Origin of the sequence: Tardiphaga sp. 619_E2_N8_4, from assembly GCF_051810905.1 — a bacterium.
GTDB classification, from domain to species: Bacteria; Pseudomonadota; Alphaproteobacteria; order Rhizobiales; family Xanthobacteraceae; genus Tardiphaga; species Tardiphaga robiniae.
Map to the genome: position 1 here is coordinate 3,499,403 of NZ_JBPWQJ010000001.1, position 25,152 is coordinate 3,524,554.

Genomic DNA, 25,152 nt, shown 5'->3' on the forward strand with positions numbered 1-25,152 from the left:
TAACCGCCGCCTGTTGTCCAATGAGAGCCTGATATCCCCATGACAGACCCCCGTTATTTCCCCGCCGCAAATGCCTGGGACAAGATCGATCCGCGCGCCGCCGGTTACGCGCCGGACAAGCTCGCCGCCGCCGTCGCCTTCGCGCAGGCCAATGAAACGCCTTGGCCGCGCGGGTTCTATTACGAGGACGGCCGCTACGCGCCGAATGTGGACTGGAATGAGGTCGGGCCATGGAGCGCGGTGCTGGGTCCGGTACGCGAGCGCGGCGGGTCGGCGGGCCTAGTGCTGCAGAATGGCCGCGTGCTGGCGGCGTGGGGCGAGATCGCGCGGGCGGATATGACCTTCTCCATCGCCAAGAGCTATCTCGCCACGCTCACAGGCCTCGCGCTGGATGACGGGCTGATCGGGGATATCGACGAGCCCGTGGGCAAGCGCGTGCCGGGGCCGCTGTTTGCGGATGCGCATAATGCTCCGATCACCTGGCGGCATCTGCTCGAACAGACCAGCGAATGGCGCGGCGAGCTGTTCGGCAAGCCGGACCAGATCGATCACAACCGTCTGGTCGCGCCGAATGCCGACAACAGCCGCAAGGGCGAGCTGCGCGAGCTGCAAACGCCGGGCAGCTTCTACGAATATAACGATGTGCGCGTGAACCTGCTGTCGCTCAGCCTGCTGCATCTGTTCAAGCACCCGCTGCCGGAGGTGCTGCGTGCGCGCATCATGGATCCGATCGGCGCATCCGGTGACTGGGAGTGGGTCGGCTATGACAATTCCTTCGTCGAGATCGACGGCCAGCGGATGCAGTCGGTGCCGGGCGGCGGCCATTGGGGCGGCGGCATGTTCATCGGCGCCGAGGACCATGCGCGCTTCGGCCTGTTGATGGCGCGCGGCGGCGACTGGAATGGCCGGCGGCTGCTGTCGCAGGCCTGGGTCGATGCGATGTGGGCGCAGTCTTCCCAGCAGCCGAATTACGGCTTCCTGTGGTGGCTGAACCGCGGGCCGCATGCCAACAAGAATGCGCCGGAGACGGCCGTCTATGCGCTCGGGGCCGGCGGCAACATGATCTGGATCGATCGCGACGCCGATATGATCGCGGTGACGCGGTGGCTGCCGAGCGCGAAGGCGCCGGAATTCATCCGGCAACTGATCGCGGCGCGGAGCTAGGACGCTTCCGTTTGGACGTGGAGCTTTAAAGCTCGCACCTTGGCGGTGCCGCGCAAGGGAGGCAACGCAGGCGGGGCGTTGCGGGATAGCGTATTCTTCCGCTTCCGGATGAGCCGCTGCTCGGCTTCCGCGTCGCTTTATCTCAAGCCGATTCCGGTCGTGAGATAAACGGCGATCAGGAAGGCGCAACCTGCCAGTGGCAGGGCAATCAAACGTAAAATTTGTGCTTCCGAAATCATCTGAGGCACCTATGTCGGCAGCTTCGATGGGAAGATGGCAGTTTATGCTTAATGCGCGGTAAATAGCTCTCCGGCCAGTCGTTGCGTCCGGCATCGAGCAGGGCCCGTATCAACCCGTCATCTCGTCCAGCACGCCTGCGTCAGTCCCTTCTGCACATCCGGCAGTCCGCAATTGCGCGCCACCTGTTCCAGCGCGAAGGCGCCGGAGTTTATCCGTCAGCTAATCGCGGCGCGGAGCTCGGACTCTCCCGTTCGAAGGGCCGCCGCCTCCCATGCAACGGATTGCACGGGGCGGCGTTGGCTTGCAAAGGGAGGCACCAGCATGAATGTTCGCAAGCCAGCGGAGCGGGCTCCGGAATGTCCGGGCGAAAAGCCGGACCCGCTCACGATCCTCGGCGACCATCCCGCTCCGGAGGATCAGTTCGGCGGCGGCGACATCTGCTCGCCGGAGGCAGAGCCTCCGACCGATGACGACAAACCGCTCGACTGATCCCCCGGCGCAATGCGCGCTTCGCGCGGGCTACATCGGCGGCACGACGCCATTGGTGCCGGCGACCACGTTGCCGGTGGAGAGCGTTCCGTCGTCCGCCTTCTGCGACGGCACGAACACCGTCATGCCCGGCTTCAGGTCACCTTGCGCGGCAGCCGCAAAGGTCACGACCGTGGTGTCATCCGCGACCGAGATGGTCTTTTCCTTGCCGTGGAAGGTCACCGTGATGTTGCGGCCGTCGACGTCCTTGACGGCGTTGGTGACGGTGGCGTTGGTCATGGTGCTGTTCGGCTTCAGATCCCAGGGATAGCTGCCTTCGCCTGTGCCCTTCATGCCGGCCGGGAAGATCAGGACTTCGAGGGCGCCGTCGCCGCCGCGCGACTTGGGCAGCGAGGCGATGCCGACGAAGTCGCCGGGCTTGATGTCGTTGAGCGAGGCCTTGGCGACGCCGGTGACTTTCCAGTTGTCGTTCAGCTTGATCGCGGTCGAATTGCCCTCGCGGGTTTTGACCGTTAGCTTCGCGCCGTCGACGCTCTCGACCGTGCCGCGCACGCGAACCGTCTCGGCTGCGCTTGCGGCGGAAATGCTGGCTGCACTTAGCAGGGCAATGCCCAGCCCGGTGATTACAGCAGAAAACGCTCTCATATTTCGTCCTTTCACGTAACGCTCTGGCTTGGTGCCGATAGCGTTACGTTCGGGGATCGCGATGATTACGTAGGCGAGGATCACGGTGCGGTGATCGGGAACACTGGTGCGCTCCCGCAGCCTCATTCCATGTGCCATGTGATTGTCGGAACGATTTTGCCTTGCTCTGCTTGCTCAGGTCGGAGAGGTTCGAACAATGAACATTATTTCGAAGAAGGCTGCGCTGCTCGTCCTGGCTGCCGTTGCTGAACTCGCGCTCGCTGACGCGGCATCTGCCCGAGGCGGTGGCAGCAGCTTCATGAACTCGCCGGGCTATCAGCGCCGGCTGCAGGAATCGCGCGGCTACGTCACAAACCAATCGGGCTCACTCGTGTCGCAGCCGGCTGCGCCTGCGCCAGTCCAGCACTCACGCAAATCGCGGCGCCGATAGCCAGTGGCGGGGAGGGTGTCAGCCCCTGGATATGAACGGAGAGTCGCGCGACGAAGGGACGGAAATACTCATCGATCATGTCGGCTGTTGGTCGTGAGCGGGGTCGCGCATTCGCCATCACGAACCGGCATGGCGCTTCGCGTCCGGTGCACGCCCATCGATGGTTCCCATCTCGTCCAGCAGCGCCTGCGCCAGTCCCTTCTGCGTATCGGGCAGGCCGCGATTGCGCGCTGACTGCTCCAGCGCGAAGGTCGCTTCCATGTGAATGCGGAAATGCGCGGCGTTCTGTTCGACGCCGGTGCCCTCAGGCACGTCGCCGAACACCACGTCGTGGCAGCGCGCCACCGAGCGCGAGGTGAAGGCGCGGCAGGTCAGCGGGCGGACCTCATAGACCGTGCAGCGATTGTCCGATCCGAGCAGCGCGCAGCGCATGCGAAGTTTCATGACGTCGGCGGCATCGCGTGCGGCAGCCGCGGCAACTTCGAGGCGGCCGCGGAGTGCCGTCTGTTCGTCCGGCGTGAAATGCGCGGCGATATGCCTTGCCATCACCGTCGCGGTACCGGGCGGCACTTGGACATAGAGATGACAGCAGGCGGCGCAGCCGCTGGTGCAGGCATTGCCGGGCTGGTTCGGGATGTTGTCGCGAATGGCTGTCGTGGCGGCGTCCGCAATGGCGGTCGCATCGCGTGCGGCGTCCGCGATGCTGTTCGCCTGTTCGAAGGCGACGCCATAGGCGGCGCGCAGATTGCCGAAGATGCCTTCATAGCGGCCGGACAGCGAGCGCATCAGCGTGCCCACTTCCGCGATATTGTCCGACACGAAGTCGATGGCGTCCTGTGCGCTCATGCTGGGGTCCCGATCCGCTCCCGTCCTACGCCGCGAATCGGCGGGACGTCACGAGCAATCTGAAGCGGGAACCGGGCTTTACCGTTCAGGCGCGCGCTTTCGCTTTGGCCGGTTCCTTCAGCGGGGCTTTGGCCGGTTTCCCCGTCAGCGCCATGACAGCGACCGCAACCACGCGGTCGGTGATCGCCTGCACATCGTTGAGATCGCACAATCCGTCGGACATGCGCGTCAGGCGTTCGCTGTCGCGGATGGTCTGGTGCGCCATGGCCAGCGCGAAATGCAGCGCCCAGAAGATATCGGCGGGGTCCTGATCGGGTAGGGACCGGCGCATCGCCGCGGCGAAGCGCTTGAGGTGATCGACCTCGCGGTTCTTGATCTTGCGGATCGGCGGCACGGATTCGATCGAGGCGCGGATCATGAAGCGCGCGGCATCCGAGCGCTGCTTCTCCGGACCGAGGCAGCCGCGCAGCGTCGGGCCGACCAGGGCGGCAAAGATCGCGTTGATGTCGGCGCGGCCGTCGCCGGCTTCCTCCGCCGCCTTCAATTCACGCAGGCGCTCGCGATTGGTGGCGAGGCTGCGCGTCACGAACAGTTCGGCGATCAGCTCGTCCTTGCTGCCGAAATGATAATTCACCGCCGCGAGATTGACGTCCGCCGCGGCCACGATGTCGCGCATGGTCACATCCGCAAAGCCGCGCTCGGCATAGAGCCGTTCGGCTGCGGTGATGATCGCCGTCCGTGTGTGGTCTGCTGCCATGCGATCGTCCTGATCAAAACGGTCCTTTTGCAACATGGCCCCATGCAAGTGGCGCGGATCGGGGTCATTGCATTTCAAACGCGTGTATGAAACTATCGTTTGAGCGTCGGGAAATGTCAATGTGCGCCTGATGGCATATTGCATCTGCTCAACGCCATCGCCCCCGCGCGGATCTGTGCCGCATCAGCAGAGACAAATTTGCTCTTGCGGTGATCCAGCGACGGGACAACAGTGCCGCCAACAATTCTAAAAAACGCGAGGATCGCCCCATGGATTTCAATATGTCGGACCGCCAGCGCGAATGGCTCGAGCGCGTGTCCTCCTTCATGACCAAGCATGTGCGTCCGGCCGTGCCGATCTATCGTCAGCAGGACGAAGCGGGCGAGCGCTGGAAGGTGATCCCCATCGTCGAGGACTTGAAGAAGAAGGCGAAGGCCGAAGGCCTGTGGAACATGTTCATGCCGCCGTCGTCGCATGAAGACGACGAATTCCACGGTGCGGGACTGAGCAATCTGGAATACGCGCTGCTCGCCGAACAGATGGGCCATATCGGCTGGGCGTCGGAAGTGTTCAACTGCTCGGCGCCTGACACCGGCAATATGGAAGTGTTCATGCGCTATGGCTCGAAAGAGCATAAGCAGAAGTGGCTGAAGCCGCTGATGAACGGCGAGATCCGCTCCGCCTTCCTGATGACCGAGCCGGATGTCGCGTCGTCGGACGCAACCAATATCGAGACCTCGATCAAGCGCGACGGCGACGAATACGTCATCAACGGCACCAAGTGGTGGTCGTCGGGCATGGGCGATCCGCGCTGCGCCGTGATGATCGTGATGGGCAAGACCGATCCGAGCGCGGCGAAGCATCAGCAGCAGTCGCAGATCCTGGTGCCGCGCGATGCCAAGGGTGTGACAATCGAGAAGATGCTGCCGGTGTTCGGCTTCGACGATGCACCGCACGGCCACGCGCGGGTGAAGCTGGACAATGTCCGCGTGCCCGCCAGCAACATCCTGCTGGGCGAAGGCCGCGGCTTCGAGATCGCGCAGGGCCGTCTCGGTCCGGGCCGCATCCATCACTGCATGCGCACCATCGGCAAGGCCGAGGAAGCGCTGGAGAAGATGGTGCGCCGGCTGTCGTCGCGCACCGCCTTTGGCAAGAAGATCATCGAATATTCGATCTGGGAGCAGCGCATCGCTGAAGCCCGCACCGATATCGAGATGAACCGTCTGCTCTGCCTCAAGGCTGCCGACATGATGGACAAGGTCGGCAACAAGACCGCCCAGCTCGAAATCGCGATGATCAAGGTCTCCGGCCCGAATATGGCGCTGAAGATCATCGACAACGCGATCCAGGCTTACGGCGCCGCCGGCGTGTCCGACGATGCGGGTCTCGCCCGTGACTATGCGTCGATGCGCACCATGCGTCTCGCCGACGGTCCGGACGAGGTGCACAACCGTGCCATTGCGCGGCTCGAACTGCGCAAGTATGCCAATGAGTCGAAGCACTAAGAAACGCTAAGCGGAGACTGACGTGACCGATGGTGTGAAGCGCGACGACGAGTATAACGGCACGAGGCCAGTCGAGGAGCGGCATCGCTTCGACGAGATGAGCCTCGAAGCCTGGATGCGCGAGCATGTGGAAGGCTATGAGGGACCGCTGACCGTCCTGCAGTTCAAGGGCGGACAAAGCAACCCGACCTATCGGCTGAATACGCCGAAGCAGTCCTACGTGATGCGGCGCAAGCCGTTCGGCAAGCTTCTGCCATCGGCGCACGCCGTCGATCGCGAATACAAGGTGATCGCGGCATTGGGCAAGCAGGGCTTCCCGGTCGCCAAGGCCTACGCACTCTGCACCGATGACAATGTCATCGGTTCGGCGTTCTACATCATGTCGATGGAAGACGGCCGGATCTTCTGGGATCCGGCGCTGCCAACGGTGCCGAAGGAAGATCGCCGCGCGATCTTCACGGCGAAGATCGAGACGCTGGCGCAACTGCACAGCTACGATCCCGAAAAAATCGGGCTCGGCGACTTCGGCCGTCCCGGTAATTACTTTTCCCGTCAGGTCGATCGCTGGACCAAGCAGTACCGCGCCTCGGAGACGCAGCTCATTCCGGAAATGGAACGGCTGATCGAATGGCTGCCGACCTCCGTTCCAGAGCAGGAGCGGGTGTCGGTGGTGCATGGCGACTATCGCATCGACAACATGGTGTTCCATACGACGCAGCCGAAGGTGCAGGCGGTGCTCGACTGGGAGTTGTCGACATTGGGCGATCCGATGGCCGACTTCACTTATCTTTTGATGCAGTGGATCATGCCGGGCCTCGACGGGCTCGACTTCAAGGCGCTCAACATCCCGACCATGGATGAAGCCGCCAAGATCTATTGCGACAAGGCTGGCCGCAAGAGCGTGCCGGATCTGAACTGGTACTATTGCTACAACCTGTTCCGGCTCACCGGCATTCTGCAGGGCATTGCCGGCCGCGTCCGCGATGGCACGGCATCCTCCGCCAAGGCCATGGAATCCGCCAAGCGCACCGTGCCGCTGGCGCAGGCGTCGTGGAAATACGCGCAGCTCGCGGGCGCGAAATAAACCATAGAGAGGCGCGACCGACTGGGGATCGCGCCTCTTTCATGATCGCTTCAGAGATGCCCCGCCAAGAGGGCCGGCCGCAGCAAGTGCTGCTGCGTCGATCGACCTGGAAACGCACTTGTCTCTCTCTCCCAGTCTTCGCGGCAGCGTGCTGATGGCCATAGCCATGGCCGGCTTCAGCCTCAACGACGCGCTCACGAAATTCCTGACGCTGCACATGAACTTCGGCCAGGTGATGCTGGTGCGCGGTCTGTTCGCCGTCGTGTTGATCGGCGCGCTCGCCACCCAGCGGAAGGCCCTGCGTCCGCTGCGCATCCTGTTCGTGCCGTCTGTGGCGCTGCGCGTATTCGGCGAGATCGGCGGCACCGTGACTTTTCTGGCGTCGCTCGCACATCTGCCCCTTGCGAATGTATCGTCGATCTTTCAATCGCTGCCACTCGCGATCACGCTCGGTGCGGCACTCATCTTCGGTGAGCAGGTGGGCTGGCGTCGCTGGCTGGCGATTGCCGCGGGCTTCATCGGCGTTCTCATTGTGGTCCGGCCCGGTTTGGAGGGATTCAACCAGTTTTCGCTGCTGGCGCTGTTGTCGGTCGCGTTCTGTACCGTGCGCGATCTCGCGACCAAGCGCATTCCGGCCGAAATCCCTTCACTGTTCGTCACGTTTTTGACGACGATCGTCGTGACGATCGTTGGCGCCATCCTGCTTGTTCCGCTGGGCGGCTGGACGCCGCCCTCGAACCGGTCGCTTGGCCTGCTGGCGCTCGCCGCTGTGCTGGTGCTGATTGGATATCAGTGTGTGATTCTGGCACTGCGCGCCGGCGATATCTCCGCTGTTGCGCCGTTCCGGTATTCGCAACTGCTGTGGGCCATGTTGCTTGGCTACCTCGTGTTCGGCGATGTGCCGGACGGCCCGATGGTTCTCGGCGCGTCGGTGATCGTGCTGTCCGGTCTTTATGCATTTCATCGCGAGCGTGTTCGCAACCGGTTGCCGGCGGCCAGTGCGCCGAGCATGCCGCCGGATGGGTTGTAGGCTTGGCGCCGGGCCATCAGTCCGGCGCGCAGTGAATGGCAGGGACGCGTGAGCCATCTGGCTCGCACGTCCGTCTTCGTGCACATGAGGCGCAATCATTTGGCCTGAGTCTTGCTCTGTTCGGGGCCTGTCTGCTCTGACCGTAACTCACCCAGGATTGTCTTGCCTCTCTCTCCCAATCTGCGCGGCAGCCTGCTGATGGCTGTCTCCATGGCAACCTTCAGTGTCAACGACGCCATTGCCAAATTTCTGACCGTGCAGATGCATTTCAGCCAGGTAATGATGCTGCGCGGGCTGTTCGCCAGCGTCATGATCGGTGCGCTGGCGGTGCATCAGGGCGCGCTACGGCCGCTGCGGCTGCTGTTCGTGCCGTCAGTGGCGCTGCGCATCTCCGGGGAGATCGGCGGCTCGGCGCTGTTCCTGGTCGCGGTCAGCGCGCTACCGCTCGCCAATGTGACTGCCATCGTTCAATCGCTGCCGCTGGTGATGACCTGCGGCGCCGTGCTGATTCTGGGCGAGCCGGTGGGGTGGCGCCGATGGTTGGCGATTGCCGCGGGCTTCATTGGCGTGCTGATCATCGTGCGGCCGGGCGCCGAGGGGTTCAGCCAGTTCACTTTGGTGGCGCTGCTATCGGTGTTGTTCTACGCCACGCGCGATCTCGTCACCAAACGCATCCCGGCCGAAATTCCCACGCTGTTCGTGACCTTTCTCACCGCCGTTGCGGTGACCCTGGCTGGGGCAGTGTTCACTCTGCTGCACGGGGACTGGACTGCGCTATCGTTTCATTCGCTCGCTTTGCTGGCGCTGGCGGCGGTGATGACGCTGATCGGATTCCAGTGCGTCATCCTCGCGCTGCGCGTCGGCGATGTCTCGTCGGTCGCGCCGATGCGCTATTCGCAGATGCTCTACGCGATGCTGCTGGGCTATCTGGTCTTCGGTGACGTGCCCGACGCCATGATGGTGCTCGGCGCGGGCGTCATCGTGCTGTCCGGCATCTACACATTCCACCGCGAGCGCGTGCGCGACCGTTTGCTGGCGACGAATTCATCGAACGCTCCGCCTGACGGATTGTAACTGTCTGCGTTATTTCTTGACCGCGCACCGATACGCCGCGATGGCATGGCGCCGCAATCATAGGTAGCGTTCTATGGGGACGCATTGAGCGCGGCGGTGGGGAAATGCAAACGCATGCGATGGCCGAGACCGATCCGGCTGACGAGACGTCGTTGCGCTATATGGGCTGGCGGATTGTTGCCGCCCTGTTTCTGGTCCAGATCTCGATCTTCGGTTTCGGCCTGTACGGGCAGGGCATCTATGTCGCCGAACTCCGCCGCCTCAACGATTGGCCGACCGGGCTAATCGCAACGGGAAGTACGCTCTGTCTCGTACTGGGCTCCCTGCTATCGATGTTCGTCAGCGATCTGTTGCGCTGGATCGGGCCGCGCAGCCTGGTACTTGCGGGTATCGCCGCGCTTGCGACAGGTCTTGTATTGCTGGCATCGGCGGACTCCCTCCTGCATCTCTATGCAGGCTTTGTCGTGCTCGCGCTGGCCTGGGTCGGCCTTGGCACGATCACCGCTGCGGCGATCGTCGGTGCCTGGTTCGACCGCAAGCGCGGCCTGGCGATCAGTCTCACCTTCACCGGGGCGACGTTCAGTGGCATCTTGTTGATGCCCGGCCTGGTCCTGCTGGTCGAAGCGACCGGATTTCGCCACGCGCTGGATATCGCCGCCGCCGTGTTGGCGATCGTGCTCGTGCCGGTCTTGGCCATCATGGTTCGATTCCCGCGTGCAGGGGAACGGCGGATTGCCGAAGCTGCACATGCGGCTCCGCCATTGTCACGTGCAGACCTCCTGCGCGATCCCGGGTTCTGGAGCTTGACCGCACCATTCGCATTCGCAATCCTGGTGCAGGTTGCGTTCATCGTGCATCAGATATCGATCCTGACGCCGATAATCGGATTTCAGTCGGCGGGCGGCGCGGTCTCGCTCACAACGGCCATGTCGCTGGTCGGGCGCATTACGCTTGGTCTCGTTGCCGACCGCGTCGACCCACGCCGCGCTGCCGCGGTATCGATCTTCAGCCAGGCTGCGGCACTGAGCGTATTGGGATTCTCGACCAGCACGACCGGGCTATTCCTTGCCTGTGCGGTGTTCGGCTTTTCGATGGGCAATCTGATCACGCTGCCGGCGCTAATCGTTCAGCGCGAATTCCCGTCGAACGCGTTCAGCGTGGTGCTCGGGCTGTCCATCGGGATTGCCGGCGTGATCAATGCGTGTGGGCCGGCAACCATGGGGCTTCTGCGAGACCTTACGGGCGGCTACGCGACACCGATTTTCATCGGCGTCGCCATTCAGGTGGCCTCGGCGCTTGCTTTGCTGGCCGCCCCGCGGGCGACGAACGCGGCAGTTGTTCTGGATCGCAGGATGAGTTGAGCGAAGCCAAACCCATCCCGCATTCCGTCTTAGATTGGTTTGCCCGCGTAAGGCATCGACGCCGTGAGGCCGCCGTCCACCGGGATCGCCTGGCCATTCACATAGGACGCGTCGTCGCTCGCCAGAAACAGTCCCATCGCCGCGAGTTCATGCGGCTGGCCGGCGCGCTTCAGCGGATTGAGCTGGCCGATCTTGCCCTGGGTGCCCCGTTCTTTCGCATTGTCGAAGATCGGCTTGGTCATGCCGGTCTCGATGAGGCCGGGGCATACCGCATTGATGCGCACGCCGGTGCCGGAGAGCGAATAGGCCGTGGTCTGCACCAGGCTGATAACGCCGGCCTTGCTGGACGCATAGGGATGGCCGGAGGCGCCGGACTTCAGACCTGCGACAGAGGCGGTGAGGACGATGGAGCCGTGGCCCTGTTTCACCATATGCGGCATGGAATGCTTGATCGCGAGGAACGGCCCGATCAGATTGATGCGCAGGATCTCCTGCCATTGCTCGACGGTCTGCTCCAGCAGTGGCACGAGGCCGCCTGATATGCCGGCATTGGCCCAGATCGCGTCGAGCTTGCCGTATTTTGAAAGCGCCTTTTCGATATAGGCTTTCACATCGCTCTCGGAACCGGCATCCGCCGTGATCGCTTCAATGGTGCCGCCGGCATCGCTCACAAGTTTGGCGGTCTCATGCACGCTCTCGCTGCGGTCGACGATGATGAGCTTCGCGCCTTCCAGCGAGAACAATTGCGCTGCGGCGCGGCCGATGCCGCTACCTGCGCCGGTGATGATGACGGATTTGCCTGCGAGGCGGCCCATAACTCTCTCCCTGTATGTTTTTTGTGCGGCGTGCCGCCATATGGAATTCAATGATGCGTGCCAAGCTGCGAAGATGCTTGAGGCGCTTCGCGCTCTGACGTAGGACGGATGAAACAGTATTGAAGGGTGGTCACGATGTCCAACGCCGAGAAACCGTTCGTGGCGCAGCATACAGTCCCTCAAGGTGTGACGGCGACGCGGTGGTGGTGGGTGCGACACGCCCCGGTGCGGAGTGACGGCGGCAATATCTACGGCCAGAAGGACATGGACTGCGACTGCAGCGACCGCGTGGTGTTCGATGCGGTCGGCAAGATCCTGCCGCGCAATGCTGTCTGGGTCGCCAGCAATCTCAAGCGGACGCATCAGACGGCGAGTGCGATCTGGGCCGCAGGATTTCCGAAGCCCGACGCGATGCCGCATGAAGCGGATTTCGCCGAACAGCATCTCGGCGACTGGCAGGGCATGAACCGCGCGGCGTTCTTCGCCAGCCGTCCCATCAATGTCGGCAGCTACTGGTTCGCGCCGATCGATGAGCCATCGCCGAATGGCGAAAGTTTCATGGACCTCTACAACCGCGTCCGCCGTGGCATCGAACGCATCAATGTCGAGCACGCCGGCAAGGATATCATTGCGGTCGCGCATGGCGGCACGATCAAGGCGGCCATCGGTCTTGCGCTCAACGATCAGCCGGATCGCGGCCTCGCTTTCACCATCGACAACTGCTCGGTGACGCGGCTCGATCATCTCGCCAGCGACGGCCACAGTGGCTGGCGCATTCCAATGGTCAACCAGCAGCCATGGATCGCCGATCCGTCGCATGCAGCGATGCATCAGCCGGCGGGGCCGGAAGTGACGCCGACGAAACTGGCTTAGTCATAGCCGTCATTGCGAGGAGCCTCTTGGCGACGAAGCAATCCAGTTCTTTTCGTCAACAAGAAGGACTGGATTGCTTCGTCGCTTCGCTCCTCGCAATGACGGAGGAAAACTCAAACAGAAAAAACTAGGGAGAAACACACATGAACCTGTTCGACATGACCGGAAAAGTTGCCGTCATCACCGGCTCGACGCGTGGCATCGGCCGCGCCATTGCCGAGCGCATGGCGGAGCACGGCGCCAAGGTGGTGATCTCGTCGCGCAAGCAGGATGTCTGCGACGAGGTGGCGAAGGAGATCAACGCGCAGTTCGGCGCGGGGACGGCGGTGGCCATCGCCGCGAACATCTCCAGCAAGGAGAACCTGCAGAACCTCGTCGACGAGAGCAAGAAGGCGTTCGGCAAGATCGACGTGCTGGTGTGTAACGCCGCATCGAATCCGTATTACGGGCCGCTGGCCGGCATTTCCGACGATCAGTTCCGCAAGATTCTCGACAACAACATCGTCGCCAACAACTGGCTGACCAGCATGGTCGTGCCGGACATGATCGAACGCAAGGACGGCTCGGTGATCATCGTGTCGTCGATCGGCGGGTTGAAAGGCTCGACGATCCTGGGTGCCTATGCGATCTCGAAAGCCGCCGACATGCAGCTCGCCCGCAATCTTGCCTGCGAATACGGCAAGTTCAATGTGCGCGTGAACTGCATCGCGCCGGGCCTGATCAAGACCGACTTTGCCAAGGCGCTGTGGGACAATCCAGAGAACCTCAAGGCCTCCACCGCACGCTCGCCGCTGCTGCGCATCGGCATCCCCGATGAGATCGCGGGCGCCGCGGTGTTCCTGGGATCGGCGGCCGGGAATTTCATGACCGGCCAGACCATGGTGATCGACGGCGGCGCGACGATTAGCTGAGATCAATCTCGTCATTCCGGGGCGAGGACGTCGCCGAAGGCGGCGGCCGCGAACCCGGAACCTCGCGTGGGAGTCTCCGACAGCGCCAGGCCATGTCGGGATTCCGGGTTCGTGTCCGGCAATTGCCGGCCACGCCCCGGAATGACGACTTCGTCGTCACTCCACCGCGGCGTAAACCAGGCTCCGGATCAGCGTCCTAAAATATTCCCGCTGGCCCGGTCCCTGCGACATGAACACCGCGAACAGCTCTTCCTGCGGATCGATCCAGAAGAACGTGCCGGCGACGCCGCTCCAGAAGAACTGGCCCTTCGATCCCGCATAGGGCGCGTGACCATCGTCCGTGCGCACGGCGAAGCCGAGGCCGAAGCTGTGGCCGGGCGGCACGAGATGTGTCTCCAGCTTCACGTTGGGGTTGAGGTGATTGGACGCCATCAGGTGCAGTGTGCGGCTGCCGATCACGCGGTTGCCGTCCAGCGTGCCGCCGTTCAGCAGCATCTGGCAGAAGCGCGCATAGTCCATGGTCTTTGATACCAGTCCGCCGCCGCCGGATTCCATCTTCGGAATTTCGAGCGGATCGAACAGCGCGACTTTCTCGCCGGTCCAGGGATCGGTGGGGAAGGGCTGCGCGATACGGTCCTTGTTCGTGCTTGCTGTGTGGAAGCCGGTCTCCGCCATCTGCAGCGGTGCAAGAATATTCTCGGTGAGATAGTTGCCCAGCGACTTCCCGGACACGACTTCGATGACGCGGCCGAGAATGTCCGTGGAGCGGCTGTAATTCCATTCACTGCCGGGCTGGCAGATCAGCGGCAGGCCGGCGACGATCTTGGCGTGCTCCTCATTGGTGATATTGCGATTGCGCAGGTTCGACTTCTGGTACATCCGCTGCACCATGCCGTTGCCGGTGATCTCATAGGAGATGCCCGACGTGTGCCGCAGCAGGTCCTGGATCGTGATCGGGCGCAGCGGCAGCGCCAGTTCGAGCGCGCCGTTGCGCTCGACGCCGACCTTGGTCTCGGCGAATGCGGGGATGTATTTCGCCAGCGGGTCGTTCAGCAGGATATGGCCGTTCTCGACCAGCTGCATGATGCCCAGCGACACGATCGGCTTGGTCATCGAGAATATGCGAAACAGGCTGTCGCGCGTCATGGCCGCGGAGCCATCCGGGGTCTGCTTGCCGAAGGCCTCGAAATAGCCGATCTGGCCGCGGCGGGAGACCAGCATGGTGACGCCCGGCGTGGTGCCCTTGTCGATCTCGCGCTTGAACGCGTCCGACATGATTTGAAGACGGTTTGATGACAATCCCAGCGTTTCCGGCCGGGCCTGCGGCAGCTCGGGGGTCTCGAGGGAAATGGCGTGTTTTGCGGCAGTTTGGGCGTTCATGGGGGCTCCCGATAGTGCTTTGATTGATCTTGTCATTTGCCGGCTTACATAGGGGGCTCGCCGGCATGGTTGGACGAGCTTGGCCCAGAAGTTCGGGCTTGAACAGGGCCGTTTTCCCTTGTAACCAGCCGCCGGTTTGGTGCTGCGCACGGGCGTGGCTTAACAGGTGGATCTATGGCCAAAGCAAAATTTGAACGTAACAAGCCGCACTGCAATATTGGTACGATCGGTCACGTTGACCACGGCAAGACGTCGCTGACGGCGGCGATCACGAAGGTGCTGGCAGAGACGGGCGGTGCCACGTTCACCGCTTACGACCAGATCGACAAGGCGCCGGAAGAGAAGGCCCGTGGCATTACCATTTCGACGGCGCACGTCGAATACGAGACCGCCAACCGCCACTACGCCCACGTCGACTGCCCCGGCCACGCCGACTATGTGAAGAACATGATCACCGGCGCCGCGCAGATGGACGGTGGCATCCTGGTCGTGTCGGCCGCTGACGGCCCGATGCCGCAGACCCGCGAGCACATCCTGCTCGCCCGCCAGGTCGGCGTTCCCGCGCTGGTCGTGTTCCTGAACAAGTGCGACATGGTCGACGATCCGGAGCTGCTCGAGCTCGTGGAAATGGAAGTGCGCGAACTGCTCTCGAAGTACGACTTCCCGGGCGATGACATTCCGATCATCAAGGGCTCGGCGCTGGCCGCTCTCGAAAACTCGGACCAGAAGCTCGGCCACGACGCCATTCTCGAACTGATGAAGAACGTCGACAGCTACATCCCGCAGCCGGAGCGTCCGGTTGACCAGCCGTTCCTGATGCCGGTGGAAGACGTGTTCTCGATCTCGGGCCGTGGTACGGTCGTGACCGGCCGCGTCGAGCGCGGCATCGTCAAGGTCGGCGAGGAAATCGAAATCGTCGGCATCCGCGCCACGCAGAAGACGATCTGCACCGGCGTTGAAATGTTCCGCAAGCTCTTGGATCAGGGCCAGGCCGGCGACAACATCGGCGCGCTGCTGCGCGGCACCAAGCGTGAAGACGTCGAGCGCGGCCAGGTGCTGTGCAAGCCGGGTTCGGTGAAGCCGCATACCAAGTTCAAGGCCGAGGCTTACATTCTGACCAAGGAAGAGGGTGGCCGTCACACGCCGTTCTTCACCAACTACCGTCCGCAGTTCTACTTCCGCACCACCGACGTGACCGGTGTTGTGCATCTGCCGGAAGGCACCGAAATGGTGATGCCGGGCGACAACATCGCGATGGAAGTGCACCTGATCGTGCCGATCGCGATGGAAGAGAAGCTGCGCTTCGCCATCCGTGAAGGCGGCCGCACCGTCGGTGCAGGCGTCGTCGCTAGCATCATCGAGTAATCGACAAAAACGGCGGGCAGGGGATTTGTCCCTTGCCCGCCGTTTTGATTCCCGGCCTTGGTTTCGCCTCTTGCAAATCAGGCGTCGCCTATGCTTCAAACAGCGCGGAAATGACGGTGCGCCGTTTTCCTGTAGGGGTGTAGCTCAGTTGGTAGAGTACCGGTCTCCAAAACCGGTTGTCGTAGGTTCGAGCCCTACCGCCCCTGCCATTTTAAGCCTTTGAAATATCGATATATTTTAGCCTAAGCGCGCTTTTCAGGCGGGTCTCCGACTGCCGCTCAGCTGAACTGCCGCTTTTGCGGCGCTGCCACCACGCGGTCGCGGCCGGTATCCTTGGCTCTGTAGAGCGCAAGGTCGGCGCGCGCCAAAATGTCTTCCGGCGTATCGTTGGGCCTGATGGCGCTGATCCCGGCGGATATCGTCAGAGTCAAATCCTGCGCAATCGCTGACCAGTTCAGTTCCGTGATCAGGCCGCGCAATCGATCGAGCGTCTGGATCGCAAGATCAATGTCGGTGTCCGGCAGGATCAGCAGAAACTCTTCGCCGCCCTGACGGCCGAACCTGTCGATGGTGCGGATATTGGCGAAGACCGAGATGGCGAAGGCGCGCAGCACTTCATCGCCCACCGGATGTCCGAAGTGATCATTGATCTTCTTGAAGTGATCGAGGTCGATGATCGCGATGCAGCAGGTTGTGGCGTTGCGCTGGGCCTTGGCGATCTCGTCGTTCAGGCACTTCATGATGTAGCGCCGGTTCAATGCGCCGGTGAGTTCGTCAAGTTGCGCCAGTTCCTCGATCCGCGCATTGGCGGCCGCGAGGTCATTGCTGCGGCGATACAGCAGTTCGCGCATCGAGCTGCCGTAGAGGCCGGCGCTGGCACAGCGGCCAAGCGCGCTGACGAAACAGGCCAGCGCCAGAGCGCGCTCGGTCGCGGTGGCCATGGGAATGCCGATCGGCTTGTCGGTCATCAGGAAAAGTAGTGCGAGGCCCAGCGTTGCAGTCGACCAGACGATGCCGGTCTGGCGCGCGCTCATGCGGAGTGCGGCGAAGCCGAGCACGACGAAAATGATGGAGATGAAGTAGAAGCCGATCTGCGGCACGAGATAGATCGCGCCGATCTGGACGATGATGCTGACGATGGAGAGAGGGACCGTGAGGTACGGGTCCTTGAAACGCTCGTTGACCTGGATTTCCGAGAGATAGGCAGCAATGCCGACCACAGCGAGCCTGATGGCCAGATACACGACCCCCGTCGCCACGGTGGTCACGCCGATCACGGCGTACAGCAGCAGGATCGCGGCATCGATCAGATAGCTCGACGCCTGCGCGATATAGGCGGTTCGGCGCCGCGCGATCCGCAATGCCGAATCCTTGCGGAGGTCCCTCGTGGAGGCGTCGGTTCCCTCGGACAGGGTGGTGATGCTGGTCATTCGCTGATGCCCGTCGCATTGCCGATCAAACAAGCAATCTGCCGATCAAAACATTTAGGTCTGCTAATACATCCACTTACTGGAGTACCTGGGTAGCTTCTCGCGTTTTAGTCTGGCCGCGGGGTTAATGGAATCTGACGATCCGCGGGGCAATTTGCGCAATAGGCTGATGGTCATGTCCGACATCGGCTTTGCCAATCATGCGCGATCGTGCTGCTCCCCGCGTTTCCGTTGCGCTGCGTCCCTGCGGCGTGCGGTCGCGGCGATGAACCTGGCTTGCCGCGCGCGCGACACACCCGTTGGGAATTTCAGCCGGAAGTCGAGAATGAAATTACTTGTGACGTTCGTCGTGGGGGCCACGACGTTGCTGGTGTCGTCCTTTGGACATTTGTCATTGAGTCATGGCGCTCATGCCGCCGATCTGCTCTGGCAGGTGGAAAGTCCATTTCGCTTCTTCAAGAATGCAGCATCCTTCGCGATGTATGAGCGCGGCTATCCCGCTGCGCGCAATGAATTGGTGCTACCGCCCGCCGATGTGGTGTGGCGCACCGAGCGGCGGCTGAACGATCCCGATTGCCGCGACATGACCAGTCCGACCAGTTGCGCCGACACCGCGCGGGCGCGCTACGATCGCTCGCGTCTCGGCTGGGCGTCGCAGACCGTCGACGCCGTCTGCTACGACAGCCGGCAGGGCCGCTATCTCGCGAGTTGCGACCGGCGTTATTCGTGGGGCACGGCCAAGGAAGATTACGTACTGCCGGATGCGCATACGGTGCTGATCCGGCTGTCGCCCGAGCGCATTGCCGAAGCCGGCGCGTATGATTGCGTCTGGAGCTGGACGCCGCGGCGGCCCGGCAGCAGGACCGAGTCCACAACGCAATCCTGCGCGACGCCGCTCAAGATCACGCGCCTGCCTTATGCCGTCGATCGCAGCCTGTCCGGTGCATCGGTCCAGGTCAAATTGCCCGACGGTCGCGTGTTGAGCGACCCGCAGGTCGTCGTCGAGGATCTGTTCATCGTTGCGCTCGGCGATTCCTTTGCCTCGGGCGAAAGCAACCCGGACGTTCCGGTGACATTCAGCGGCGTCCGCGAGATGGTCTACGATCCCACCCTGATGCGCGAGGAGATGGCGACGCGCAGCACGGCCAAGTCGCTGCAGAAATTGACCCCCGCTGCACCCGTGGGAAGTTTCGACTACAAAAACCTGCCGCGGCGCAAGCTCGCCGACGAGGAGCAGGAGCTCTATTTCCCGCTCGCATCGGCGCAGTTCGACAAGGCGTTCAATGCCGCCAATCCGCGCTGGCTCAGCCCCGATTGCCACCGCTCGCAATACGGCTATCCGTTTCGCGTCGGGCTGCAACTCAGTTTGGAAAATCCGCACCGGTCGATCACGCTGGTCAGCCTGGCCTGTACCGGCTCCGAGGTGACCGAAGGTCTGTTCCTCGAGAAGAAGGCGCGTGAGGGCGCGGGCAACGCGATGGTGCGTTCGCAGCTCGATCAACTCGCCGATCTCATCTGCAAAAGCCCCGCGGGTCGCACGCAGCGTGCGACCTACAATCTGCCGACCTACGCGAGCGGCAGTGTGCAGATTGCCAATATGCCGGTGACAAAATCCTGGTGTGCGCCGTCCGAGCGCAAGCGGCCGATCGACACACTGCTGCTGTCGATCGGCGGCAACGATGTCGGCTTCTCGCCGCTGATGGTCTATGCGATGACCGAGTCCGCCGGCGATCTGGCACCGATCGCGAACCTGCTCGGCAAGCAGATCCGGTTCTCGCCGCAAGTTTCGCGCGCTTACATGGAGCAGCTCGACGAGCGCATGGTGGCGCTCCGCGATGCCTTGCGCGACGGCTTTGGCGTGGCGCCCGCGAAGGTGTTGCAGACGGCTTACGAGCCGATCCAGTTCGACGAGACGGGCGCCTTGTGCGGCGCGCAGCCGACGCTCGGCCTCGACGTCCACAAGAAGCTGGTGCTGTCGCGCGAACGGCTGGCCGAGACGGTGAGCTTTCTCAACGATTTCTTCGCCCGGACCGCCTGCATCACCAACGGGCGGGGCGGGGGCTGCCCGGCGCTGGCTACCGGAGCCGGAACCGGCTTCCAGCTCATCACCGATCACCAGAGCGAATTTGCCAAACGCGGGCTCTGTGCGCGCGATCCGAAGCGGCCGCAGGCGGACGGCGAGGCGATGGCGATGCCGCGACGCTGGATCGGCAAGGAGGAGTTTACGCCGTATTCCCCGGCGGCCTATCTGCCCTATGCGTCCCGCTGGCGCCTGTTCCGGACCCCGAATGACGCGTTTCTGACCGCAAACGTCCATTCGCCGGGCTTTACCCAGTTCGACATCCTGCAGCCGGTCTATGCGGCCATGTATAGCGGCGCGGTGCACCCGACCGCGGAGGGCCACGCCATCGTCGCCGATCATGTCGTCCGGCACGTCCGTGCTGCGGTCGGCAAACCGTCGCCGGGGGTGGGCGGACGCTGATCCAGTGGTATCCGGTGGCGGGAAGGGTTCCCGCTGGTCCGGCCCGGATACCTTGACCTTTGGTCCGGTCCGAAGTAGGAAGCTGCACTCGCTGTCGGCCCGGTGACCGGATATCCGACGCGGCAAATCCCCGAACGAACGAGCCCGCTTGGCGGCTCATCCTTGAATAAAGGGTTGGGCGCAAGAGGGCTGTTCGGATTCTGAAACCAATTCAATCGTCTCACGACGGATGCGGATCACATAACGATGGCGTTCAGCCCGTTCAAATTCCTGCAGGAAGTGCGCACCGAGACCAACAAGGTCACGTGGCCCTCGCGACGCGAGACGACCATCACGACCATCATGGTTTTCGTCATGGTGGCGCTGTCGTCGATCTTCTTTTTTGCGGCGGATCAGGTCATCCGCTACCTCGTCGCCTTTTTGCTCACGATGCACTGACGGAACAGAATTATGAGCATGCGCTGGTACATCGTTCACGCCTATTCGAATTTCGAAAAGAAGGTGATGGAGTCGATCAAGGAACAGGCCAAGCAGCGTGGCCTGGAAGAGCTGTTCGAACAGATTCTGGTTCCGGTCGAGAAGGTCACCGAAATACGTCGCGGTCGCAAGATGGACGCCGAGCGCAAGTTCTTCCCGGGCTACGTGCTGGTGAAGATGCAGCTCACCGACGAAGCGTTTCATCTGATCAAGAATACCCCGAAGGTCACGGGCTTCCTCGGCGCGGAAAACAAGCCGATGCCGATTTCGGAAGCTGAAGCCATGCGCATTCTGCACCAGGTGCAGGAAGGCGTGGAGCGCCCGAAGGCGTCGGTGTCGTTCGAGATCGGCGAGAACGTGAAGGTGGCCGATGGTCCGTTCGCGTCGTTCTCCGGCGTCGTCGAGGAAATCGACGAGGCACGCTCGCGCGTGAAGGTCGCAGTGTCGATCTTCGGCCGCGCCACGCCGGTCGAACTGGAATTCGGTCAGGTCGAAAAGGTCTGATCGCAATAGCGCGAGGTTCGCCTCGCGTTTCTAAGGCCGTGGGAGGAAGAGGGCGGTTGCCAACCGCTTGTCGACCGAACCACGAAACCTGAAACAGCCGGTCGATGACCGGCACAACAGGAGTGACACATGGCAAAGAAAGTGACCGGATACCTGAAGCTTCAGGTGCCGGCCGGTGCGGCGAACCCTTCGCCCCCGATCGGTCCCGCGCTTGGTCAGCGCGGTTTGAACATCATGGAATTCTGCAAAGCGTTTAACGCGCAGACGCAGAAGGAAGAAAAGAACACCCCAATCCCAGTGGTGATCACGATCTACGCCGATCGTTCGTTCACCTTCGCCCTCAAGACCCCCCCGATGTCCTTCTTCATCAAGAAGGCCGCCAAGCTCACCTCCGGCTCCAAGCTGCCGGGTCGTGACAAGGCCGGCGCGGTGACCAAAGCGCAGGTGCGCGAGATCGCCGAAGCGAAGATGAAGGATCTGAATTGCGACACCATTGAATCGGCCATGAAGATGGTTGAGGGCTCTGCCCGTTCGATGGGTGTCGAGGTCGCGGGGTAAACGGTCATGGCAATTGGAAAACGTTTGAAGAAGGCCCGTGAGGGCATCGACCGCGAGAAGCTCTATCCGGTCGCCGAGGCCATCAAGATGGTCAAGGAACGCGCCAAGTCGAAGTTCGATGAGACCATCGAAATTTCGCTGAACCTCGGCGTCGATCCGCGTCACGCCGACCAGATGGTCCGTGGCGTCGTCACCCTGCCGAACGGCACCGGCCGCACCCTGCGCGTCGGCGTGTTCGCCCGTGGCCCGAAGGCTGAAGAAGCCAAGGCTGCCGGTGCAGACGTCGTCGGTGCAGAAGACCTGTTCGAGAAGGTCCAGGCCGGTCAGATCGATTTCGATCGCTGTATCGCAACCCCCGACATGATGCCGCTGGTCGGTCGCCTTGGTAAGGTGCTCGGTCCGCGCGGCATGATGCCAAACCCGAAGATCGGCACCGTGACCATGGACGTCACCGGCGCAGTCAAGGGTGCCAAGGGCGGTTCGGTCGAGTTCCGCGTCGAGAAGGCCGGCATCGTGCAGGCTGGTATCGGCAAGGCATCTTTCTCGGAAGAGAAGCTCGTCGAAAACATCAAGGCTCTGGTCGATGCCGTCTCCAAGGCGAAGCCGGCTGGCGCCAAGGGCACCTATCTGCAGCGCGTTGCTGTGTCTTCGACCATGGGCCCCGGCGTCAAGGTTGAGACGGGCACCGTGCTCGGCTAAGCCGGAACAAGGCTTGCAAGAAACCAGGGCGGAATCGGGCAACCGGTTCCGCCCTTTCTTTTGTCTTCCGCTCTTTGACCCAGCAGGAATGTCACGATGGCCGAGAAGGTTCTGATCTATTCGCGTTTCCCGAAGTCCCAGATGGTGCGCATCGGCGAGCACTTCGACCTACTAGACGCTGCAGGCAAGCCACCGCTGCAGACCTTTTCCGCTGACCAACTGAAAGACGTGCGCGCGCTGATCACCGCGGGCGGTCAGGTGCTCAAGGCAGACGTGATGGACATGATGCCGGCGCTCGGCGCCATCATCTGCTACGGCACCGGCTATGACGGCGTCGACTTCAAGGCCGCGGCCGAGCGCAAGATCGTGGTCGGCAACAGCCCGGGCGCAAATGCGGCCTCGGTCGCCGATCTGGCACTGACGCTGATGCTCGCGGTGACGCGCCGTCTGCTGCCAGCGGATCAGTATCTGCGCGAAGGCGGCTGGTCCTCCGCAAAGCCGTCGCCGCTGATGTCGCCGCAGCCCGGCAATCCGGGCCGCAAGGTGGGCGTTTACGGCATGGGCGAGATCGGCCGCAAAATCGCGTCGCGCGTCGCCGCCTTCGAATGCGACGTCGCCTATCACAGCCGCAGCAAGCATGATGTGCCGTATCGCTATGAGCCCAGCCTCGAAGCGTTGGTCGAATGGTGCGACGTGCTGATGATCGCGGTGCGGGCAGGAGCCGATACCAACCGCATCATCGATGCCGCGATGCTGAAGAAGCTCGGCGCCAATGGCGTCGTCGTCAACATCTCGCGCGGCTCGGTCATCGATCAGGCCGCGCTGACAGCGGCGCTGGCCGACAAGACCATCGCCGGCGCCGGCCTCGACGTGTTCGAGAAGGAGCCCCACGCGCCCGACGCACTCACGGCTTTGCCGAATGTCGTGCTGACGCCGCATATCGGTGGCCACACGCTCGACTCGCACACGGCGATGCAGGACTGCGTCATTGCCAATCTCGACGCGTTTTACGCGGGCAAGGGGCTGCCCTACGCGGTGGCGGTCTAGGGCAGCTATTCGGTGATCTGGAAACTGGTGAACAGGTCAACCACGCTCTGAGGCGCGTTGTCGTTGAAGAACAGCTTCAGATTCCGGTCGGTCTCCGCAGCAACAGACGCGCTGCGGGGAAAGAGTTCCGTTTCATAAGCGACAAGCGCGGCTTCGACATCGTCTGGATGAGCGGCGAGAGCGAGCCCGAGTTCGGCACCATCGAACATTGCGAGATTGGCGCCTTCGCCGGCGAATGGTGACATCAGGTGCGCGGCATCGCCGAGCAGTGTTACCCCCGGTACGCGCTCCCATCGGTGTTCGATCGGCAGCGCATAGATCGGGCGAAGCACAGGGGCGGCCTGACTGTTGGTGATGAGCGCTGTCAGTTCCGGAGCCCAGTCGTCGAATTCTGCGGCGATGCGGGCGAGGGCATTCGTCCAGTCCGAGAAGTCGATGCGGGCAATCCAGTCCTCAGGCTTGTTCAGGGCCACGTAGCCCTGCAGCGTTCCATCGGCATGACGGTGCGCAAAGATTCCCTGGCCCGGCGCAATCGCCATCAGTGTGCCGTCGCCAACCGCTTCCGCGCTGGCCTTGTGACGGGTGTCGGCATCGAAAAGAAACGTCTCGATGAATGAGGTGCCGACATAGGCCGGTTTCTCCCCGGAGAGGAGCGGGCGAACGCGTGACCACGCGCCGTCGGCGCCGATGAGGAGATCGGTCGTGACCGTCGAGCCGTGGGAGAAGGTCAACACGTGCCGCCCGTCGCCGAGCGGAGCCGCCGCTGCAAGTTTGTGTCCCCAGCGGATCGTGTCGGCAGGAAGGGAATCGAGCAGAATCTGGCGAAGCTCTCCTCGATCCACCTCAGGTCGACCGCCGTTGCCCATGCCGGGCCTGTCAAACAGCAGCTTGCCGTCCTTGTCGCGTATCCGCTTGGCATCGGCCCCGACGATGATGATGTCGCGGAAAGCTTCGAACAATCCAGCAGCCTTGAGTGCGAGCTGCCCGTTGTATTCGTGAATATCGAGCAGACCTCCTTGTGCCCGCGAGTTGGCCGAGGCTTCAGCTTCATAGATCGTCGCTGCGATACCGTGAACATGGAGCACGCGGGCAAGCGTCAGCCCGCCGAGCCCCGCGCCGACAATCGCCACATGAGTATTCATCTCGCCACCTTCGCAGTCGCAGGCTGTCCCGGGACATTCCCCAAGACCTAGAATGGAACGTCATTCCATTCCATTGGAACGTTGTTCCATTTATGTCAAGGTGGGGACATGGCCAAGAAAACTCGCAGCAGCCCACGACGCGAAGACTCGCTCTCCCGGGATCGCATCATCGAAGCGTCGATCGCGATCCTGGACGGCAGCGGGGAAGATGGTCTGACATTCCGTGCCCTGTCGGAGCGGCTCGCCACTGGTCCCGGGGCTATTTATTGGCACGTGCCCAACAAGGGCGATCTGCTGACTGCCGCCTGCGACGCCATCATCGCCCGCGCGATGAACGCGCCCCTGGTCGGCGCGACGCCTCAGGCCATCATTCGCACCCTCGCGCTGGGCATGTTTGACGCGATCGACGCGCATCCGTGGGTTGGGTCGGCGCTCACACGCGCTCCCGGGCAGTTGCCCATGGTGCGAATACTCGAACGCATCGGCCGGCAGGTGAGCGCCCTTGGCGTGCCTGACGAGGAACAGTGGGCGACGGTGGGTGCGTTGCTGAACTACATCCTCGGCGTCGGTGCGCAGAACGCAGCCAACGGGCAGCTCGGCCGGATGCGAGGAATCGACAGGTCTGACTTTCTGGACGCGGTGGCGACCTCCTGGTCTCAGCTCGATCCGAACGCGTATGCGTTCACCCGCAGCATGGCTGCACATTTGCGGGGGCACGATGACCGCAACGACTTTATCGCCGGAATCGATCTTATCCTGAGCGGCATCGAAGCGTCGCGGCGCCTCTGAAAAGCTGACGACTGGTCTGAAGGGCCGTTTCGCAAGAACCAATTTCGTTCCCGCG

The 25,152-nt window shown here is 62.6% G+C and carries 25 protein-coding genes and 1 tRNA gene; 19 read left to right on the forward strand and 7 right to left on the reverse strand.

Annotated elements, in window-relative coordinates:
* Window positions 1-39 precede the first annotated feature (39 nt).
* Both AB8A23_RS16730 and AB8A23_RS16735 read left to right on the forward strand, forming a co-directional pair.
* Window positions 40-1,164: a serine hydrolase domain-containing protein gene (locus AB8A23_RS16730; protein WP_439058882.1), complete on the forward strand. Its 1,125-nt coding sequence runs from the start codon at window positions 40-42 to the stop codon at window positions 1,162-1,164.
* Between the two features lie 561 nt (window positions 1,165-1,725).
* Window positions 1,726-1,893: a hypothetical protein gene (locus tag AB8A23_RS16735; RefSeq protein WP_439058880.1), complete on the forward strand. Its 168-nt coding sequence runs from the start codon at window positions 1,726-1,728 to the stop codon at window positions 1,891-1,893.
* Between the two features lie 30 nt (window positions 1,894-1,923).
* Here AB8A23_RS16735 and AB8A23_RS16740 read toward each other — a convergent pair whose 3' ends face one another.
* Window positions 1,924-2,538, reverse strand: a complete 615-nt coding sequence (locus AB8A23_RS16740) for a hypothetical protein (protein ID WP_439060506.1) — start codon at window positions 2,536-2,538, stop codon at window positions 1,924-1,926.
* 196 nt (window positions 2,539-2,734) lie between these two features.
* Here AB8A23_RS16740 and AB8A23_RS16745 point away from each other — a divergent pair, with 196 nt between their 5' ends.
* On the forward strand, window positions 2,735-2,968 hold the full coding sequence (locus AB8A23_RS16745; protein ID WP_231080270.1) for a hypothetical protein: 234 nt from the start codon (window positions 2,735-2,737) through the stop codon (window positions 2,966-2,968).
* 117 nt (window positions 2,969-3,085) lie between these two features.
* Here AB8A23_RS16745 and AB8A23_RS16750 read toward each other — a convergent pair whose 3' ends face one another.
* Window positions 3,086-3,814, reverse strand: a complete 729-nt coding sequence (locus tag AB8A23_RS16750; RefSeq protein ID WP_439058879.1) for a YkgJ family cysteine cluster protein — start codon at window positions 3,812-3,814, stop codon at window positions 3,086-3,088.
* 85 nt (window positions 3,815-3,899) lie between these two features.
* Window positions 3,900-4,571 (reverse strand): TetR/AcrR family transcriptional regulator, encoded by a 672-nt coding sequence (locus AB8A23_RS16755; RefSeq protein ID WP_068731633.1) that lies wholly within the window; start codon window positions 4,569-4,571, stop codon window positions 3,900-3,902.
* A 269-nt stretch (window positions 4,572-4,840) separates the two neighbouring features.
* Here AB8A23_RS16755 and AB8A23_RS16760 point away from each other — a divergent pair, with 269 nt between their 5' ends.
* From AB8A23_RS16760 to AB8A23_RS16780, 5 genes are all read left to right on the forward strand, one after another.
* Entirely contained in the window at window positions 4,841-6,076 is a 1,236-nt protein-coding gene (locus AB8A23_RS16760) for an acyl-CoA dehydrogenase family protein (protein ID WP_315842732.1), read from the forward strand.
* A gap of 22 nt (window positions 6,077-6,098) precedes the next feature.
* Window positions 6,099-7,160, forward strand: coding sequence for a phosphotransferase family protein (locus AB8A23_RS16765; RefSeq protein WP_068731551.1), 1,062 nt, complete (start codon window positions 6,099-6,101; stop codon window positions 7,158-7,160).
* Between the two features lie 118 nt (window positions 7,161-7,278).
* On the forward strand, window positions 7,279-8,190 hold the full coding sequence (locus AB8A23_RS16770) for a DMT family transporter (protein WP_439058877.1): 912 nt from the start codon (window positions 7,279-7,281) through the stop codon (window positions 8,188-8,190).
* Window positions 8,191-8,352: 162 nt separating this feature from the next.
* Window positions 8,353-9,264: a DMT family transporter gene (locus AB8A23_RS16775; RefSeq protein ID WP_439061183.1), complete on the forward strand. Its 912-nt coding sequence runs from the start codon at window positions 8,353-8,355 to the stop codon at window positions 9,262-9,264.
* A gap of 104 nt (window positions 9,265-9,368) precedes the next feature.
* Window positions 9,369-10,625 carry an MFS transporter gene (locus tag AB8A23_RS16780; protein ID WP_439066024.1) on the forward strand — a complete coding sequence of 419 codons (1,257 nt, stop codon included), beginning with the start codon at window positions 9,369-9,371 and terminating at the stop codon, window positions 10,623-10,625.
* A 29-nt stretch (window positions 10,626-10,654) separates the two neighbouring features.
* Here the strand turns inward: AB8A23_RS16780 and AB8A23_RS16785 are convergent, their stop codons facing one another.
* Complete coding sequence (locus tag AB8A23_RS16785; RefSeq protein ID WP_439058872.1) at window positions 10,655-11,440, reverse strand: SDR family NAD(P)-dependent oxidoreductase; 786 nt, start codon at window positions 11,438-11,440, stop codon at window positions 10,655-10,657.
* Window positions 11,441-11,575: 135 nt separating this feature from the next.
* Between AB8A23_RS16785 and AB8A23_RS16790 the strand changes: the two genes are divergently transcribed.
* Complete coding sequence (locus AB8A23_RS16790; RefSeq protein ID WP_120293136.1) at window positions 11,576-12,313, forward strand: histidine phosphatase family protein; 738 nt, start codon at window positions 11,576-11,578, stop codon at window positions 12,311-12,313.
* Between the two features lie 143 nt (window positions 12,314-12,456).
* Window positions 12,457-13,224 (forward strand): SDR family NAD(P)-dependent oxidoreductase, encoded by a 768-nt coding sequence (locus AB8A23_RS16795; RefSeq protein ID WP_093762164.1) that lies wholly within the window; start codon window positions 12,457-12,459, stop codon window positions 13,222-13,224.
* Window positions 13,225-13,380: 156 nt separating this feature from the next.
* Here AB8A23_RS16795 and AB8A23_RS16800 read toward each other — a convergent pair whose 3' ends face one another.
* A complete protein-coding gene (locus AB8A23_RS16800; RefSeq protein ID WP_439058871.1) occupies window positions 13,381-14,604 on the reverse strand; it encodes a serine hydrolase domain-containing protein in 1,224 nt (407 codons plus the stop codon).
* A 174-nt stretch (window positions 14,605-14,778) separates the two neighbouring features.
* Here AB8A23_RS16800 and tuf point away from each other — a divergent pair, with 174 nt between their 5' ends.
* Window positions 14,779-15,969 carry an elongation factor Tu gene (gene tuf / locus AB8A23_RS16805; RefSeq protein ID WP_184517871.1) on the forward strand — a complete coding sequence of 397 codons (1,191 nt, stop codon included), beginning with the start codon at window positions 14,779-14,781 and terminating at the stop codon, window positions 15,967-15,969.
* Between the two features lie 133 nt (window positions 15,970-16,102).
* Window positions 16,103-16,178 (forward strand) — tRNA-Trp (locus AB8A23_RS16810).
* Window positions 16,179-16,247: 69 nt separating this feature from the next.
* Here AB8A23_RS16810 and AB8A23_RS16815 read toward each other — a convergent pair.
* Window positions 16,248-17,399, reverse strand: coding sequence for a diguanylate cyclase (locus tag AB8A23_RS16815; RefSeq protein WP_439058870.1), 1,152 nt, complete (start codon window positions 17,397-17,399; stop codon window positions 16,248-16,250).
* Between the two features lie 325 nt (window positions 17,400-17,724).
* Here AB8A23_RS16815 and AB8A23_RS16820 point away from each other — a divergent pair, with 325 nt between their 5' ends.
* The 6 genes from AB8A23_RS16820 (at window position 17,725) to AB8A23_RS16845 (ending at window position 23,166) form a co-directional block, all read left to right on the forward strand.
* The gene (locus AB8A23_RS16820; protein WP_439058868.1) at window positions 17,725-19,881 is read left to right on the forward strand and encodes a hypothetical protein; all 2,157 of its coding nucleotides are present in this window, start codon (window positions 17,725-17,727) and stop codon (window positions 19,879-19,881) included.
* A 246-nt stretch (window positions 19,882-20,127) separates the two neighbouring features.
* Window positions 20,128-20,319 (forward strand): preprotein translocase subunit SecE, encoded by a 192-nt coding sequence (gene secE, locus AB8A23_RS16825; protein ID WP_068731532.1) that lies wholly within the window; start codon window positions 20,128-20,130, stop codon window positions 20,317-20,319.
* Window positions 20,320-20,331: 12 nt separating this feature from the next.
* Entirely contained in the window at window positions 20,332-20,862 is a 531-nt protein-coding gene (nusG, locus tag AB8A23_RS16830) for a transcription termination/antitermination protein NusG (RefSeq protein ID WP_439058866.1), read from the forward strand.
* 129 nt (window positions 20,863-20,991) lie between these two features.
* Entirely contained in the window at window positions 20,992-21,420 is a 429-nt protein-coding gene (rplK, locus tag AB8A23_RS16835) for a 50S ribosomal protein L11 (RefSeq protein WP_068731528.1), read from the forward strand.
* Between the two features lie 6 nt (window positions 21,421-21,426).
* Window positions 21,427-22,119 (forward strand): 50S ribosomal protein L1, encoded by a 693-nt coding sequence (gene rplA, locus AB8A23_RS16840; RefSeq protein ID WP_089268281.1) that lies wholly within the window; start codon window positions 21,427-21,429, stop codon window positions 22,117-22,119.
* Window positions 22,120-22,215: 96 nt separating this feature from the next.
* Window positions 22,216-23,166, forward strand: a complete 951-nt coding sequence (locus tag AB8A23_RS16845) for a 2-hydroxyacid dehydrogenase (protein WP_439058864.1) — start codon at window positions 22,216-22,218, stop codon at window positions 23,164-23,166.
* A gap of 5 nt (window positions 23,167-23,171) precedes the next feature.
* Here the strand turns inward: AB8A23_RS16845 and AB8A23_RS16850 are convergent, their stop codons facing one another.
* A complete protein-coding gene (locus AB8A23_RS16850) occupies window positions 23,172-24,308 on the reverse strand; it encodes an FAD-dependent oxidoreductase (protein ID WP_439058862.1) in 1,137 nt (378 codons plus the stop codon).
* 108 nt (window positions 24,309-24,416) lie between these two features.
* Here AB8A23_RS16850 and AB8A23_RS16855 point away from each other — a divergent pair, with 108 nt between their 5' ends.
* Window positions 24,417-25,097 (forward strand): TetR/AcrR family transcriptional regulator, encoded by a 681-nt coding sequence (locus AB8A23_RS16855; protein WP_439058861.1) that lies wholly within the window; start codon window positions 24,417-24,419, stop codon window positions 25,095-25,097.
* Window positions 25,098-25,152 lie beyond the last annotated feature (55 nt).